The organism is Phyllobacterium sp., assembly GCF_037994405.1.
In the GTDB taxonomy this organism is placed as follows: domain Bacteria; phylum Pseudomonadota; class Alphaproteobacteria; order Rhizobiales; family Rhizobiaceae; genus Phyllobacterium.
Genome location: NZ_JBBNAN010000120.1, coordinates 69255 through 85643, shown reverse-complemented (window position 1 = coordinate 85643; position 16389 = coordinate 69255). Strand labels below are relative to the sequence as shown.

The window sequence follows — 16389 nt, the reverse complement described above, 5'->3', positions numbered from 1 at the left end:
ATACTTCTCCTGAATATTTGCCTAAATCGCGCGCTTGAGCGGCGCATCCTTGCTGTCGCCGGGCGCAAAGATTTGCGTATCGAGATGAAGCAATGATGTCATCATGCAACCTTGCAGGATGAGCGGATGTTCATCCGGATAGCAATTTATACTGAGGTTCTGGGTAGCGCCCCAGCCTGAAGTGCCGGAAATCATGTTGCGCAATTCACCTTCGATGAGGTCAAAAACGCCGGCGCCTGGTCCGACCAGCGCTACAGGCACCGGGTCAATAAGGGAGAACAGGCTGCGCAATCCGGAGCCAATCGCCTGCCCGGCCTTGCGAAATGCTGCCCGCTCGTCGCCGTCGCGAGCACGGGCGCGGTCTGCGACATCATTGAAAGTCGCTGCGTCGACATCCTGCGCCGGCTGGGTGTTTTCGTCCTGACCGGATGTTCTCCTCAGGATGGCATAGTCGCTGGCATAAGCTTCGATGCAGCCGTGCCGGCCACACCGGCAGAGTGCGCCATTGGGTACGTGCAGCATATGACCGAATTCAGCAGCGGAGGAATGCGCGCCAACAAATTGCTGACCTTTCAGGTAGAGGCCCATGCCGATACCGTGGGAGAGCAGGATTGCCGCAAAGTCCTCCGCATAGCGCGCGGGATCGATCCAGCGCAGCGCCTCGGCAATCATGTTACAGTCATTGGCAACAGCGACTGCAACGCCATACCGCTGCGAGAGGGCATCCCCAAAACAAATATTGTTATCCGGTGTGATCGGCGACCATAGCATGGTTGCACTTGCCGCGTCGGTCACGCCCTGCACACCCATCGAAATATGCATGAGCCGACCCTTAGTGGCCAACCTGTTGTCGAGGAGATTGTCGAGCATCAGGCATACGGATTTGATCAGTTCATTTGTAGTCGCTTCGAGTGTCGCAAGGCGCCTGAACTCTTCGGCAATCATCTGACCCTTGTAATCATATAGAACCGCATGAACGAGATTGAGCGCGAGTTCGACGGTCGCAACCGTCGCAATCTCCGGGTTCAGCGTCAGGGCAACCTGGGGGCGTCCGCGCCGGTTTGACGTAAGGTCACCGTCGCGGCTTTCGCGAATGATTCCCTCCGCAATAAGCGCCGTCGTGATGGCCGAAACCGTCGACGGGCTCAGGCCGGTTTGGGCAACAATATCCGTACGCGACAACAGTCCATGGCGGCGCAGCGCCGTCAGAACAAGTCTGCGATTCTGGCGCCTGACATCGTCCGGTCGCGCGATCTCATCGATCAGCAAAATGATTTCCTCCCGAAATCTTTTTTTGTGCGTCGCAAAAATATTGTTGCGTTGCAATAGGTTATCCTACGCAAAACCAAGTTGACATGGAAATGGTTTTAAGTCACTATTTTTTTCGAGCCTCGAAATAAAGAGGTTTAGGTGTTGGCCGGAGGTGAAAGGCCGCATCGATCAGTCAACGTGCTGCATGCACTGGGAGGGTTACCATGAAAAAATATGCAACCGCTTTGGCGGGCGCTGCTGTTCTTGCCGTGTCGTTTGCCGGACCTGTTTTGGCGAAAGACAAGATCGTTGGTGTGTCCTGGTCGAACTTCCAGGAAGAGCGCTGGAAGACGGACGAAGCAGCCATCAAGAAGGCGCTTGAAGCCAATGGCGACAAGTACATTTCGGCTGACGCACAGTCTTCCGCTTCCAAGCAGCTGACCGACGTTGAAAGCCTGATCTCCCAGGGCGCCAATGCCCTGATCATCCTGGCGCAGGATTCGAGCGCCATTGGACCGGCTGTCGAAAAGGCGGTTGCTGAGGGCATTCCGGTCGTCGGCTACGACCGCCTGATCGAAAACAAGGATGCGTTCTACATCACCTTCGACAACAAGGAAGTTGGCCGCATGCAGGCACGCGGCGTTTTCGCTGCGAAGCCGGAAGGCAATTATGTCTTCATCAAGGGCAGCTCGGCTGATCCGAATGCTGACTTCCTCTTCTCGGGTGCGCAGGAAGTACTCAAGGAAGCAATCGACTCCGGCAAGATCAAGAATGTCGGTGAAGCCTATACGGACGGCTGGCTCCCCGCTAACGCCCAGAAAAACATGGAGCAGTTCCTGACGGCCAATGACAACAAGGTCGACGCTGTTGTTGCCGCAAATGACGGCACGGCAGGTGGCGCGATTGCTGCGCTGCAGGCGCAGGGTCTTGCCGGTACGGTTCCCGTTTCCGGCCAGGACGCTGATTTCGCTGCGCTTAACCGCGTCGCGCTCGGTTCGCAGACTGTTACGATCTGGAAGGACTCCCGTGAACTTGGTGCGCAGGCTGCAGGCATCGCCTCGGCTCTTGCAGATGGCAAGAAGATGGAAGAAATCCCGAACGTTCAGAAGTTTGCCGGCGGCGTCAACAAGGTTGAAGTCAACGCTGTCTTCCTGACACCAGTTCCAGTCACGAAGGATAATCTCGATGTCGTCATCGATGCTGGCTGGGTGAAGAAGGACGTTGTCTGCCAGGGTGTCAAGGCAGGTGCTGTACCGGCCTGCAAGTGACATTGCCGAAATCTGTTAAGATTGGGCGCCGCTGGTCCACTGGATCAGCGGCGTTTTAAAAAGAAAATTGAAACTGGGAGAATAATATGAGTGATCCGGCCATCAGTCTCGACCGGGCCCGCGCTTCCGAACTCGGCATGGTTGCCAGGTTCTTCAAGGCGACGGAGCTCGATACCCGCCTTCTCGGCATGATCGGAGCGCTGGTCATCATCTGGCTTGCCTTCCAGTTTCTCTCCGGCGGTCAGTTTCTGACGCCGCGCAATCTGTGGAACCTTTCGGTTCAGACGTCATCGGTTGCCGTGATGGCGACGGGAATGGTCCTGATCATCGTCACCCGCAACATTGACCTTTCAGTCGGCTCGGTCCTTGGCTTTGTCGGCATGATCATGGGTGTGACGCAGGCTGAATTCCTGCCAAAGCTGATCGGTTTTGAACATCCGGCGACCTGGATCATCGCCCTCGGCATTGGCATCGTGACCGGTGCGTTGATCGGCGGCTTCCAGGGCTTCATCATCGCTTTTCTTGGCGTCCCGGCCTTCATCGTTACGCTCGGTGGCCTTCTCGTATGGCGCGGCGCCGCCTGGTGGGTCACATCCGGACGCACAGTCGCGCCCATGGACTCGACCTTCCGGCTCATCGGTGGCGGTCCGGAAGGTTCGATCGGCGCAACCTGGAGCTGGGTCGTCGGTATCGTTGCCTGCCTTGCAGTTGTCGGTATGATCATCAACAGCCGTCGCCAGCGCAAGCGCTTCAATTTCCCGCGCAGGCCCGTCTGGGCAGAAATATTCATGGCGGCCATCAGCTGCGGCCTTGTGATCGGGGCAATCGCCCTTGCCAATGCCTATTACTGGCCGATCGGCATCGTGCGCAAATATGCCGAAGCCAACAACATCACGATCCCCGATGGCGGCCTGTTCATCTCGCACGGCATCGCCGTTCCGGTGCTCATTGCCGTCGCGACCGGCATCATCATGACCTTCGTAGCGACCCGCACACGTTTTGGCCGCTATGTCTTCGCCATGGGCGGCAACCCCGAGGCGGCCGACCTTGCCGGTATCAACACGCGCTGGGTGACGATGAAGATCTTTATCATCATGGGCATTCTTTGCGCCATTGCCGGCGCGATCTCCACCGCGCGCCTGAACGCCGCAACCAACGCGCAGGGTACCCTCGACGAACTCCTGACGATCGCGGCAGCTGTTATCGGTGGTACGTCGCTGGCCGGCGGCGTTGGTACGATTGCCGGCGCCATGATTGGTGCCTTGCTGATGCAGTCGTTGAGCTCCGGCATGGTGCTGCTTGGGCTCGATACGCCATTACAGAATATTGTTGTCGGTCTCGTTCTTGTCGTTGCCGTGTGGCTCGACACGATCTATCGCCGTCGTACCGCTTGAGGGAGGAACAATCATGAGCAGCACACAAGCACCTCTCGTCGACATGGAAAACATCTCGATTGCGTTTGGTGGCATTCGCGCGGTCGATGCGGCATCGATCAATCTCTATCCGGGCGAAGTGGTGGCCCTTCTTGGCCACAATGGTGCCGGCAAATCGACGCTTATCAAGATCCTGTCAGGTGCGTACAAGCGTGACAGTGGAACGATAAAGGTCAACGGCGAAGAGGCGTCGATCAGTAATCCGCGTGAGGCCAAAGCCTATGGGATCGAGACCATCTATCAGACATTGGCGCTGGCCGATAATGTCGATACAGCAGCCAACCTCTATCTCGGCCGGGAGCTGATGACGCCCTGGGGTACGCTTGATGATGTTGCGATGGAGCACAGCGCTCGTGAAGTGATGGGTAGACTTAACCCGCGCTTCCAGCGATTCAAGGACCCCGTCAAGGCGCTCTCCGGCGGTCAGCGGCAGTCGGTAGCCATTGCCCGCGCCATCCTCTTCAATGCGCGCATCCTGATCATGGACGAGCCGACCGCTGCGCTCGGACCGCAGGAAACGGCACAGGTTGGTGAGCTCATCATGCAGCTTAAGAGCGAAGGCATCGGCATATTTCTCATCAGCCATGACATTCATGACGTCTTCCACCTCGCCGACCGCGTGGCGGTGATGAAGAACGGCCAGGTTGTCGGCACCGCAAAGGTAGGTGATGTCAATGAGGACGAAGTGCTCGGCATGATCATTCTGGGCAAATGCCCGCCCGGCGCCATACCAGGACCTGGGGCTATAAATTGAATATAAAAAAGGCCGCTCGAAGCGGCCTTTCTTATATGCGGGCAAAGAGAAGTCAGATCGATTCCACGTGCTGAACTTCCGGAACGAAATGCCTCAGGAGGTTCTGGATACCGTGTTTCAATGTTGCCGTGGATGATGGGCAGCCTGAGCAGGCGCCTTTCATGTGCAGGAAAACGGTGCCGTTTTCGTAGCCGCGGAACGTGATATCGCCGCCATCCTGAGCTACAGCGGGACGGACGCGGGTCTCAAGCAATTCCTTGATCGTGTCGACTATTTCCGTGTCTGCACTGTCGAAGAACTCGCCATCTGTCTCGCGTTGTGCCGTGTCGGCAACCTGCGTCGCATTGGCCATGACCGGAGCACCGGACATGAAATGTTCCATGATCGCGCCGAGGATGGCAGGCTTAAGGTGCTGCCACTCCGGTCCTTCGGTCTTGGTGACAGTGACGAAATCATAACCAAAAAACACGCCTGTAACGCCGGGAATGGCAAAAATTTTGCCCGCAAGCTGTGACGCTTCGCCGGCGCTCGCCGCATCGCGGAAATCGGCGGTGCCTTCCTCAAGCACCACCTTTCCAGGCAGGAACTTCAAGGTCGCCGGATTGGGCGTTGCTTCAGTCTGGATGAACATGGCGGATCTCGCGTGTATAGTTTAGAACCATTCAAAGGGGGATATAGGCCTTTAAACCCAACTCTTCAAGTCAAGATTGTAGCACGATTATGCCGCGCGATCACGTAATCGCGTCGATGTCCTCATCGGAAAGATTGTAAGGCACCACCGTGACGGGGATGGAAAAGGATTCGCGTCCAGCCAGTGACTGGACAAGGGGACCAGGGCCTTCCTTGCCAGAGCCAGCCGCCAGCACGAGAATGGCGATATCCTGGTCCTCTTCGATCAGCTTCTGTATTTCTTCGGATGTAATGCCTTCGCGCACGACGAGCTCCGACTCGATCCCGATCGTTTCGCGAACGCTAGCGGCGAACTTGCTGAGCGTCGAATTGGCGCGCTCCTCAGCTTCCGCGCGCATGATCTGTTCGACGCCAAGAAATGCTTGAAAATCGGCTGAGTCGATGACGAACAGCAACAAGAGCACGCCGCCTGTGGTCTTGGCTCGGCGTGCGGCATAGGCGACAGCCCGTTCACACTCCGGCGTCTCGTCGATGACGGCCAGAAATTTGCGGCGGTGGCCCGCCTCGCGGCTCAGACGTTTTGATACCATGTGCCCAACCTGCCCTAACCGTTGTTTATCCGCAATGCTCAAGACTAGTCTTGCAGAAAGCCTATAATATCACGGACCTTGCGCATCGTCTTCTCGGCAAGGACGCTTGCGCGTTCGCCGCCGTCTCTCAAGATTGCGTCGACATAGCCGGGATCGGCTGAAATACGCCGCATATCGGCCGCGATCGGTGCCAGCTTTTCGACAGCAAGGTCAGCAAGAGCAGGCTTGAACACGGAGAATTGCTGGCCTCCAAAATCGCGGATGACGCTCTCCTTGTCGCTGTCTATCAGCGCGGCATATATTCCGACAAGATTATCGGCCTCTGGCCGTTCCATGAGGCCGTCAACGTCAGATGGCAATGGCTCGGAATCTGTCTTGGCCTTGCGGATCTTCTTTGAAATCGTATCCGAGTCATCGATCAAATTGATGCGCGACAGATCGGAAGGGTCGGACTTCGACATTTTCTTGGTGCCGTCGCGCAGGCTCATAACGCGCGCGGCGGGCCCGCCGATAACCGGCTCCGTCAGCGGAAAGAAACTGGCGATGGTTTCGTCACCCGATTGCGTCTCTACCCCGAGGCCAAGTTCGGCAATCCGGTCCGAAAAATCGGTATTGAATTTCTGGGCAATGTCGCGCGTCAGTTCCAGATGCTGTTTCTGGTCCTCGCCAACCGGCACATGGGTTGCGCGATAGGCAAGAATATCGGCAGCCATCAGGTTGGGGTAGGTGAAGAGGCCGACAGAAGCATTCTCGCGATCCTTGCCTGCCTTGTCCTTGAACTGGGTCATGCGGTTCAGCCAGCCCATGCGGGCAACACAATTGAAGATCCATGCGAGTTCCGCGTGCTGATGCACACGGCTCTGGTTGAATACGATATGCTTTTTTGCATCGATACCCGCGGCAAGGAAGGCAGCCGTGACTTCCCGCGTATTGCGCATCAACTCTAAAGGGCCGCCCCAGACGGATAAAGCCTGCGTGATCGCATGCTGATCGACAACGCAGTAGATGCAATTGTTGCTTTCCTGCAGCGCAACCCAGCGGCGGATCGCCCCCAGATAGTTACCAAGATGCAGGTTGCCGGTTGGCTGGACACCGGAAAAGACGAGCGGTTCAAACGTGCTCATAAATCGTCCTTGATCTTTCGGGGATCGGGCTTGCAGGCGCCGATTGTAATGAAGTCGCGGTTTTGGCAGAGCGAGCGGTCGTATTCAAGCCTTATCGAACGCCACAGCCTATATAACCTCAAGCAGGTCCCATTTATTGCCATAGAGATCTTCGAATACGGCGACACTGCCATAGGCCTCGTGGCGTGGCTCTTCGAGGAAGCGCACGCCGGCTTTCACCAGCGCCGCGTATTCCTTCGCAAAATGCTCCGCGTAAAGAAAACAACGCGACGCGGCCGCCGCTCTGGTTGCCAATACATGCGTTCTGCAGATCTCCGTCGGCCTTAGCCAGAAGCAGCCGGCAGCCGCCACTCCCTTCGGGTGCCACGACGACCCAACGTTTGGTATCGGAAAGTGGCGCATCGCTAATGAGGGAAAACCCAAGCACGTTGGTGTACCAGGCGATCGCCTCATCATAGTCGCGGACCAGAAGTGTGATCATGCCAATTTGTCGGCTCAAGATGCCGCGTCCTCTGGTGCCTTTACTCCCCGTTTCACATTGCGCCGGATCATTCCAAGGCTGGCACCGCCGGTGCCGAAGGCGAGTGCGAAATAAAGGATCATCGATAGCGCAACCAGCGACATCACGGCGATTGCCTGTGTGTGCAGCGGAGCGTGCGGCGCAAGTGCGGGACCCATCCAGATGATGGCATAATAGAGCGCAACTCCCATGAGCCCAGCGGCTAGGATAAGGCGTGGGATACGTGTGAGCAGTGGAATGTCTCGCCCCCAATGGCCCCGCCAAACCAGCGTCGCGAACAGCAAAAGCGCGTTGGTCCAACCGGCAACGACTTCAGCCGTTGCAATACCCATCTCCGCTATGACTGGAAAGAGCGTCAACGCCAAGCTAACGTTTACAACGACCGCGACCGCCGCAAAGATCATCGGTGTTCGCGTATCTTCGCGCGCGAAAAACCCTGGCAGAAACGCCTTGATCAACACGAACGCAGGAAGACCCAATCCGTAAATGGCAAGAATATTGCCAACGGTATGCGTGGACGTGGTGGAGAAATTGCCGCGTTCATAGAGCATGCGAACGATGGGCTCCGACATGACCAGCAATGCCGCTGCAGCGGGAAGCGTCAGGAACAGGGTAAACTCCACCGATCGGTTCTGCAGGCTGCCGGCTTCCCTCACATTGCCGGATCGCAGCGCCCGGGCCAACTCCGGCAGAAGGACGGTCGCAACAGCGATGCCAACGACCCCGAGCGGCAATTGATAGATCCGGTCAGCATAGGCGAGCGACGAGATAGCGCCGGATTTGGCCGACGCAATATTTGTATTGATCAGAAGATTGATCTGAGTGATGCCGCCGGTAACAGCTGCAGGGAAGGCGAGCACCAGCAGGCGTCGGACGTTGGCAGTTAAATGCGGCAACCGCAATCCGATGGAAATGCCGGCATTGCGCACAGCGAACCAGACAATGGCTAGCTGAACCACACCCGAAACCATCACGCCCCAGGACAGGGCATAGCCGACGGTGCGGCCATCCTGGCCCTTCAGCCACGCATAACCGAGCACGCCGATCAGAATGACGTTCAGAAAGACCGGCGCGATTGCAGCGGCGAAATAGCGATGCAGGGAATTCAGCATTCCGCTCATCATTGCCGCGAGCGACATGCAGGCAAGATAGGGGAACATGATGATCGCCATTGACACCGTATTGTCGAATTTCACGGCATCTTCAACGAAACCCGGCGCAATGACGAAGCGCACGATCAGTGGCATCGTTAGCTCCATCAGGATCGTCAGGCTGAGGAGAACGGTGAAGAGCACACCGAACACCTCCTCTGAAAAACGCCGCGCACCATCAAGACCGTTGGCTTCGATTTCCTTGGCAAACAATGGGACAAAGGCAGCGTTGAACGCACCTTCTGCAAAGAGGCGCCGGAATGTGTTGGGAAAGCGAAATGCCGCATTGAAAGCATCGGCCACCGGCCCGGTGCCGAGTGCACTGGCCATCAGCATCTCTCGCGTGAAGCCGAAGACGCGGCTCATCAATGTGCCGGACGCGACCGTCGCAAATTTCTTGACCAGGCTCATCTCAGGTTCATTCCGCCGTCATGAGGATATTTTGCCTTTGCAGCTGCGCTGTCGTGATGTCGCCTTCGCCGAAGAGGGCCAGCAACTTCTTGCGGATACGGTTTTGCCTTGTCGTATTGGTGATCTGATGGCCGACGAGATCAGTGACATAGAATACGTCAATGACCTTTTCGCCGAAGGTCGTCACATGCGCGGAAGCAATATCGAGCGATAAATCGGAAATGATGCCGGTTATTTCCGAAAGAAGACCGGGGCGATCCAGCCCTTCCACTTCGATAACGGTAAACTTGTTAGAAAGCGTGTTGTTGATTTCGACGCGCGGCGTGATCCGGAACGCCTTGACGGCACGCTTCGGCTTGGTACGGGCCGCAAGCATTTCCGGCAGATAGGACTTTCCGGAAAGCACATCCTCGATTAGGCGGCCAACCCGCATCGCACGCCGCCGTTCATCGTCATCAGTCGGAAATTCGCGGCTGATGAGAATCGTATCAAGCGCCCGTCCGTCACTGGTCGTAAAGATCTGCGCATCGACGATATTTGCCCCGGCCGCAGCGCAGGCGCCGGCGATGATGGAAAGCAGACGTGGATGGTCCGGCGACAGAACGGTAATCTCGGTCACACCCTCAAAATCATGGGTCTTCACCATGGTTGCCAGCGCTGTCTCGCTTGCATCGGACTCGCGCACAAAATTGGCGTGCCTAATCTGATCATCAAGGCTGACCGTCAAAAGATAGTTTTGATAGTGGAGCGCAAGATAGGATTGGCGCTCGATCTGCGGCCATGACGACAGCGCGTGATCGAGTTGCGCACGGGCATGATCGGTGCGTTCCTTGCGCGAGACCTCCGAGAAGCCGCCTGTCAGGAGCAATTCGGTTTCATAGAAGAGATTGCGCAGCAATTGGCCCTTCCAGCCATTCCAGACGCCTGGGCCGACCGCCTTGATATCGCATATGGTGAGGACGAGCAGTAGTTTCATCCGGTCAAGCGTCTGCACAATCTCGGCGAAATCCTCGATCGTCTTGCGGTCGTTGAGATCGCGTGACTGCGCCACCATGCTCATCGTCAAATGCTGTTCGACGAGCCAGGCGACCGTTTCGGTATCGGACTTCGACAGGCCAAGACGCGTGCCGATGCGTCTTGCGATGCGGGCACCGGCCATGGAATGGTCTTCCGGCCGGCCCTTGGCAATATCGTGCAGCAGCAGCGCGACGTAGAGCAGTTTTCGGTCCTTCTTCAGCCCGGGCATGATCTGATTGGCGAGCGGATGCTCCTGGCCAAGATCGCCGTGATCGATTTCCGACATGACTGCGATACAACGCAACAGATGCTCGTCAACAGTATAATGATGATACATATTGAATTGCATCATTGCGACGATCTTGCCGAAGTCGGGAATGAACCTGCCGAGGACACCGGATTCGTTCATGCGACGCAGAATGAGTTCGGGATTGCGTTCCGAGGTTAGGATTTCCAGGAAAAGCCGGTTTGCCTCGGGATTTTCGCGCAGTTCGGTCTTGATGAGCGAGAGCGAGCGCGTCACCAACTGCATCGCATCAGGATGGAATTCCAAACCGTGCTCGTCTGCGAAATGAAACAGCCTGATAAGATTGACTGGATCCTTATGGAACACGCCGTCATTGGCGATGGTGATGCGGTGATTGTCGACCACAAAGTCGCTGGTGCCCGGAAGCTTGCGCTTGCGGCGTGAGAAGGTAAGGAAAATCCGGTTGAAACCCGGAACGTGCTTGGCCTGTTCTTCTTCCAATGCCGCACAGATGATGCGGGTGAGATCGCCTACTTCCTTGGCAACAAGGAAGTAGTGTTTCATGAAGCGCTCGACATCGCGCTGGCCGGGATGGGCCGTATAGCCTAGCCGCCGCGCAATTTCGCTCTGAATATCAAAGGAAAGCCGCTCTTCGGCCTTGCCTGAAATAAAGTGCATATGGCAGCGCACTGCCCACAGAAGGTCTTCGGCCTTGCGAAAGATTTTATGCTCGGCAGGAGACAGAACGCCAAGCGTTACCAATTCATCACTCGTCTTCACGCGGTAGTAATATTTGGCGATCCAGAAAAGTGTGTGCAGATCGCGCTGCCCGCCCTTACCTTCTTTGACATTCGGCTCAACCAGGTAGCGCGTCGCGCCCGCCTTGCGGTTGCGTGCATCACGTTCCGCAAGCTTGGCCTCGATAAATTGAGGACCGGTTCCTTTGACGACTTCATCGTCAAAACGCTGCTCCAGCTTGGTGAAAAGCTCGTCGTTGCCGCAAAGATAACGGGCCTCGAGAATCGTGGTGCGAATCGTCATATCGGACAGCGACAGCCGGATGCACTCGTCGAGGTTTCGCGTGGCGTGGCCGACCTTAAGCCCCGCATCCCAGAGCATGTAGAGAATATATTCGACGACCTGTTCGCCCCAAGGTGTCTGCTTGTAGGGCAAAAGGAAGAGTAGATCTATGTCCGATCCGGGGGCGAGGGTGCCACGACCATAGCCGCCGACTGCGACAATGGTCATGCGTTCCGCTATGGATGGGTTTGTCGCCGGATAGACATGGGTGACGGCGAACTCATAGAGCGCGGAGATAATCTGGTCCATTAGCCAGGAAAGACGAATTGCACATGTTGTGCCTCCCGCGTCCTTCATCAGCAACTCTTCCGCAGTTTTGCGGCCCGCGCTCAGCGTCTGCTTTACCAACTGCAACACGTCATTGCGATCGACGGACGCTGCGCCTTGTTTCTTCGACAACTTGACCAAATCTTCAAATTGACGGTGAAGTTTGGTTGGGTTGACGATCTGTTCCAGTTTCAGGTCTGAGGCGCTCATGAACACGTCTTTATGAATGATGGCCGCACGCTATAGCGCGAATTTACTGCAAACGAAATGATTACATTTGAAGCAGGCAAATTCAGGATGTCGGGTTCGCTGCGAGGGCTTTCAAGCGATAGAGCGCCTCAAGCGCTTCGCGTGGGCTCATGTCATCGGGGTTTATGGCGGATATCGTAGACAGGAGGGCGCTATCCCTGCCTTGAACCGGTTTTGGCGGCTGGTGCTTCACTTCGACCGAAAAAAGCGGCAGGTCGTCGATCAGCTTGGCGGCCTTGCCTGAGGTCTCTCCCGCTTCGAGCTGGTGCAAGACATCGCGGGCGCGATTGACGACTGCTTCTGGCAGTCCAGCCAGGCGAGCCACCTGCACTCCGTAGGAGCGGTCCGCTGCACCCTTGGTGACCTCGTGCAGGAAGACGACATCACCATCCCATTCCTTGACCCGCATCGTCACATTGCTCAACCGTTCGAGTTTTTCCGAGAGCGCCGTCATTTCATGGAAGTGGGTAGCGAAGATCGCCCTGCACTGGTTCTTCTCGTGCAGATACTCGACCGCCGCCCAAGCAATTGACAGGCCGTCAAAGGTCGCTGTGCCGCGCCCGATTTCGTCGAGGATTACCAGTGAATGGTCGCTGGCCTGATTAAGGATGGCGGCCGTTTCCACCATCTCGACCATGAAAGTGGAGCGCCCGCGCGCCAGGTCATCGGAAGCCCCGACCCGCGAGAACAGGCGATCGACAATGCCGATATGTGCTGAGCCAGCTGGAACGAAGGAACCCATCTGCGCCAGGATCGCGATCAGTGCATTCTGACGCAAAAATGTCGATTTACCGCCCATGTTCGGGCCAGTCAGCAACCAGATCGCGCCCTTGCCCACACCATCCGGTGAGAGATCGCAGTCATTGGCAACGAACGGGTTGGCCGCTTGCCGGCGCAGGGATTGCTCGACTACCGGGTGGCGGGCCGCAACAATCTCGAAAGCCAAGCTGTCATCAACAATCGGACGGCAATAACCCTGCTCCTCCGCAAGCGCTGCCAGCGATACGCAAACATCGAGGGCCGCCAGAGCCGCGGCACCGGCACGTATTGCATCAGCATTGGCAACGGTTTCATTGGTCAGCGTATCGAAAATACCAAGCTCGATCGCGAGTGCACGTTCGGCGGCATTGGCGATCTTGGTTTCGAGTTCCGCCAGCTCCGTCGTCGTAAACCGCATCGCATTGGCGATGGTCTGGCGATGGATGAATTTGCCCTTGGCGTCATCGGTATCGGTCATCGTGGACGCGTTATTGGCCGTTACTTCGATGAAATAGCCGAGCACGTTATTGTGCTTTATTTTCAGCGACTTGATGCCGGTCATGTCCATGTAGTCAGCTTGCAGGCCGGCAATGATACGGCGCGAATGGTCCCGTAGTGCCCGCATTTCGTCGAGCTCGCCATTATATTGCGCCCGCACGAACCCGCCGTCGCGTTTGAGTAACGGCAATTCATCGGCAAGCGCCCGGTCGAGAAGCGTTGCAAAATCTGATGGCAGTTCATCAAGACGGTCGCGGACCAGCGCAAGTTCTGCTGGCAATTCCTCCTTTTGGAAGAGTTGCAATATTTCACCTGCCGCGTCAAAGCCGCGGGCAAGGGCGCTGAGGTCGCGGGGGCTTCCTCGCCCGACTGCCAGTCGCGACAAGGCGCGGGGCATATCCGGGACACTCTTTAATGCCTCTCGTGTCAGATCAGCCAGTGACTGACGTGTAAGAAAATAGGACACCGAATCCAGCCGTTCGGCGATTGCAACTGGATCGGTAAGAGGGGATGTCAGCCGCTCTGCGAGAAGCCTCGCCCCGCCGCCGGTGACGGTGCGATCAATCGCCTTGAGCAGGCTTCCATCGCGATTGCCGGAAAGCGTGCGCAGGAGCTCAAGGTTGGCGCGGGTCGCAGGGTCAATGAAAAGAGATGAGCCTTCGGACTCGCGCTCCGGCCGCATCAGTGGCGGGCGCTCGGCGATCTGCGTCTTCTCGACATAGGCAATGGCGCCAGAAACAGCAGAGAGCTCGGCACGCGAGAATTGGCCGAAACCATCAAGCGTGCTGACGTCGAAATAGCGCTGGATGCGGTTTTCCGCCGTGGCGCTGTCAAACAGGTTCGGCGGCTGCGGGGTTACAGAACGGCCGACGACGTCGAAAACCGGTCGCAATTGCGGATCATGGAATAACGGATCGGCAACGATCAATTCACGCGGATCAACGCGCAGGATGTCGGCAAGGAGCCGGGAGGGATCGGTTTCACCAACGCGAAATGTGCCGGTAGAAATATCAATCCAGGCAAGCGCAAACTGACCCTGACCCGATCCCTTGATGCGGCCGAGCGCCATCAGATAGTTGGCTTCTGCTGGGTCGAGGAGTTTCTCCTCGGTGATCGTTCCTGGAGTAACCAGCCGAACGACGTCACGCCTGACGACAGATTTTGCCCCGCGTTTCCGAGCTTCGGCTGGATCTTCTATCTGCTCGCAGACGGCAACACGAAAACCGCGCGCAATCAGCTTTTGCAGATAGTCATCAGCCGCATGGACGGGTACGCCGCACATCGGGATGTCTTCGCCGAGATGTTTGCCACGCTTGGTCAGCGTGATGCCAAGAGCGCGCGAGGCCTCGACAGCGTCATCAAAGAACAGCTCGTAAAAGTCGCCCATGCGATAGAACAACAGGCTGTCCGGATTCGTCCCTTTGATCTCGATATATTGCTCCATCATCGGCGTTGGGCGCGCCAATGGTTCAACCTCATAGGGGGACGGATCGATGATGGATGCCAATTCGGCCAAGACGTTCTCCTGATATTCAGGAGCAATCTATTCGGTATCGCGGGATTTACACACCTCTCCGTAGCCCATTCACGACTTTTCTCCACAGATGGATGCGATAAAGCAGATAAAGGCTAAACGACGCGCTTTGCTTCGGCGGCGTAGTGGCTCACATAACGTTCTGAAATGCGGCTGACGGGCAGGATGATAAAGACGTCGGTGGTGCCGAAATCATGATCGACCACGGCGCCGTCGCCGATCATCGCGCCAAGACGCAGATAGCCTTTGATCAGCGGCGGCATGGCAAACAGTGCAACCCTCGCATTGATTGCCTCGTTCGGGACGAGGTCCATCGGCTGGTACAGCGCTGGCAAGGCGCGAACGTCCCAGTCGGGCGTGGCGCGGCAATTGTGCTGTAGAAACGACAATGGAAGCGCGTGCGCAGCCGGGACAGTACCCTGGAAGGAAGCGCAACCGAACATGACGCCTATGGAATGATAGCGGCAGTAGCTCCAGATACCCTGCCACAGCAATTCAACGGTCCGTTTCGAACGGTATTCCGGCAGGACACAGGAACGGCCGAGTTCAAGAAAGCGCAGTTCCGGCTTCGCAGCAACGAGGCGATCGATGGAATATTCGCTGGCTGAGTAGAAGCCACCTGTCTCGAAAGCTCTCTCGGAGCGCAGGAGCCGGTATGTGCCGACGATCTGCTTGTGCTTTGGCCCCGGAATGGATGTGTCATAGACGAGCAGATGGTCGCAAACGGGATCGAAACGATCGGCGTCGCGCTGTTCCAATGTCGCAGAACCCCTTGCTCCGAGTTCGTCAAAAAACACCTTGAAACGCAGCTGTTGCGACGAAGCGATCTCATCCTCGGTTTGTGCAAGGCACACTTCCATTGTGCCGATGCGGCCGAGCACCGAAACAAGGGGTGGCGCCGTAAACGGCGAGGGTGTTGAATCTACCTGCGACATCATGCGCTGATCTTTAGTAGCTGATGCAGGTTCAAGCAAGGCGATGCCCATGTCGATTCGCTCTCACAGGAGGTTAATCGGTACTCATTCATCTCTGAATACAACAATTGGATGACGGCTACATGACGTGAGATGCAGGCTAAATTGCAGTTTCTGCTTCAGTTTTCGCCGCGTTGTCCGCCCCCGGCCCGCCTGTCACGCAGCCAGACAAAAATTTCTTCAACCACCACCAATGCTGCGCCAATGGATATGTAGGCATCAGCCAGATTGAAGACGGCAAACGACCACGAAGGCAGGTGGAAAAGAATATAGTCGATGACGTAGCCATGCAGGCTGCGATCGATGAGATTGCCAATTGCACCGCCGATGATCAGGGCAAAGCCGACGCGCGATATCCAGCGGGCTGACGCGGTGGTCCACCAAAGGTAGCTGACAAATCCAATGACGACTAAAGTCAGTCCAATAAGAGCAAGGTCGTGCAGATTGCTGAGCATCGAAAAAGCAATGCCATTGTTGTGCACGCGAAAAAGCGCCAGAAAGGGCAAAACGTCAATCTGTTGCTGATAGTCCATACCCGTTTCGATCAGATATTTCACGATCTGATCGCTGATCACAGCGAAGGCAATGACGGCAAAAAGGCTGTAAAAGGCTTTGCTTCTCATAAGGCTTTT

Annotated in this window: 11 protein-coding genes and 2 pseudogenes; 3 read left to right on the top strand and 10 right to left on the bottom strand. The window is 56.6% G+C overall.

Annotated features, from left to right (window positions below):
* Positions 1-21: 21 nt before the first annotated feature.
* Entirely contained in the window at positions 22-1269 is a 1248-nt protein-coding gene (locus tag AAAC48_RS07445) for an ROK family transcriptional regulator (protein ID WP_340653573.1), read from the bottom strand.
* 206 nt (positions 1270-1475) lie between these two features.
* Here AAAC48_RS07445 and xylF point away from each other — a divergent pair, with 206 nt between their 5' ends.
* The 3 genes from xylF (at position 1476) to AAAC48_RS07430 (ending at position 4706) form a co-directional block, all read left to right on the top strand.
* On the top strand, positions 1476-2519 hold the full coding sequence (gene xylF / locus AAAC48_RS07440; protein ID WP_340653572.1) for a D-xylose ABC transporter substrate-binding protein: 1044 nt from the start codon (positions 1476-1478) through the stop codon (positions 2517-2519).
* An 86-nt stretch (positions 2520-2605) separates the two neighbouring features.
* Complete coding sequence (locus AAAC48_RS07435) at positions 2606-3913, top strand: sugar ABC transporter permease (protein ID WP_340653571.1); 1308 nt, start codon at positions 2606-2608, stop codon at positions 3911-3913.
* 13 nt (positions 3914-3926) lie between these two features.
* Positions 3927-4706, top strand: coding sequence for an ATP-binding cassette domain-containing protein (locus AAAC48_RS07430; protein WP_340653570.1), 780 nt, complete (start codon positions 3927-3929; stop codon positions 4704-4706).
* A gap of 52 nt (positions 4707-4758) precedes the next feature.
* Here AAAC48_RS07430 and AAAC48_RS07425 read toward each other — a convergent pair whose 3' ends face one another.
* The 9 genes and pseudogenes from AAAC48_RS07425 to lspA form a co-directional block, all read right to left on the bottom strand.
* Complete coding sequence (locus tag AAAC48_RS07425; protein ID WP_340653569.1) at positions 4759-5337, bottom strand: NifU family protein; 579 nt, start codon at positions 5335-5337, stop codon at positions 4759-4761.
* A 100-nt stretch (positions 5338-5437) separates the two neighbouring features.
* The gene (locus AAAC48_RS07420; protein WP_340653568.1) at positions 5438-5926 is read right to left on the bottom strand and encodes a universal stress protein; all 489 of its coding nucleotides are present in this window, start codon (positions 5924-5926) and stop codon (positions 5438-5440) included.
* Between the two features lie 44 nt (positions 5927-5970).
* The gene (trpS, locus tag AAAC48_RS07415; protein WP_340653567.1) at positions 5971-7050 is read right to left on the bottom strand and encodes a tryptophan--tRNA ligase; all 1080 of its coding nucleotides are present in this window, start codon (positions 7048-7050) and stop codon (positions 5971-5973) included.
* Positions 7051-7158: 108 nt separating this feature from the next.
* Positions 7159-7531 (bottom strand): annotated as a pseudogene (locus AAAC48_RS07410) (VOC family protein).
* A gap of 14 nt (positions 7532-7545) precedes the next feature.
* The gene (murJ, locus tag AAAC48_RS07405) at positions 7546-9132 is read right to left on the bottom strand and encodes a murein biosynthesis integral membrane protein MurJ (RefSeq protein WP_340653566.1); all 1587 of its coding nucleotides are present in this window, start codon (positions 9130-9132) and stop codon (positions 7546-7548) included.
* 7 nt (positions 9133-9139) lie between these two features.
* Entirely contained in the window at positions 9140-11953 is a 2814-nt protein-coding gene (locus AAAC48_RS07400; RefSeq protein WP_340653565.1) for a [protein-PII] uridylyltransferase, read from the bottom strand.
* Positions 11954-12035: 82 nt separating this feature from the next.
* The gene (mutS, locus tag AAAC48_RS07395) at positions 12036-14696 is read right to left on the bottom strand and encodes a DNA mismatch repair protein MutS (protein WP_340653596.1); all 2661 of its coding nucleotides are present in this window, start codon (positions 14694-14696) and stop codon (positions 12036-12038) included.
* Between the two features lie 182 nt (positions 14697-14878).
* Positions 14879-15664, bottom strand: a pseudogene (locus AAAC48_RS07390) (GNAT family N-acetyltransferase); the annotation flags it as partial.
* 212 nt (positions 15665-15876) lie between these two features.
* Complete coding sequence (gene lspA / locus AAAC48_RS07385; RefSeq protein WP_340653564.1) at positions 15877-16380, bottom strand: signal peptidase II; 504 nt, start codon at positions 16378-16380, stop codon at positions 15877-15879.
* Positions 16381-16389: the final 9 nt, after the last annotated feature.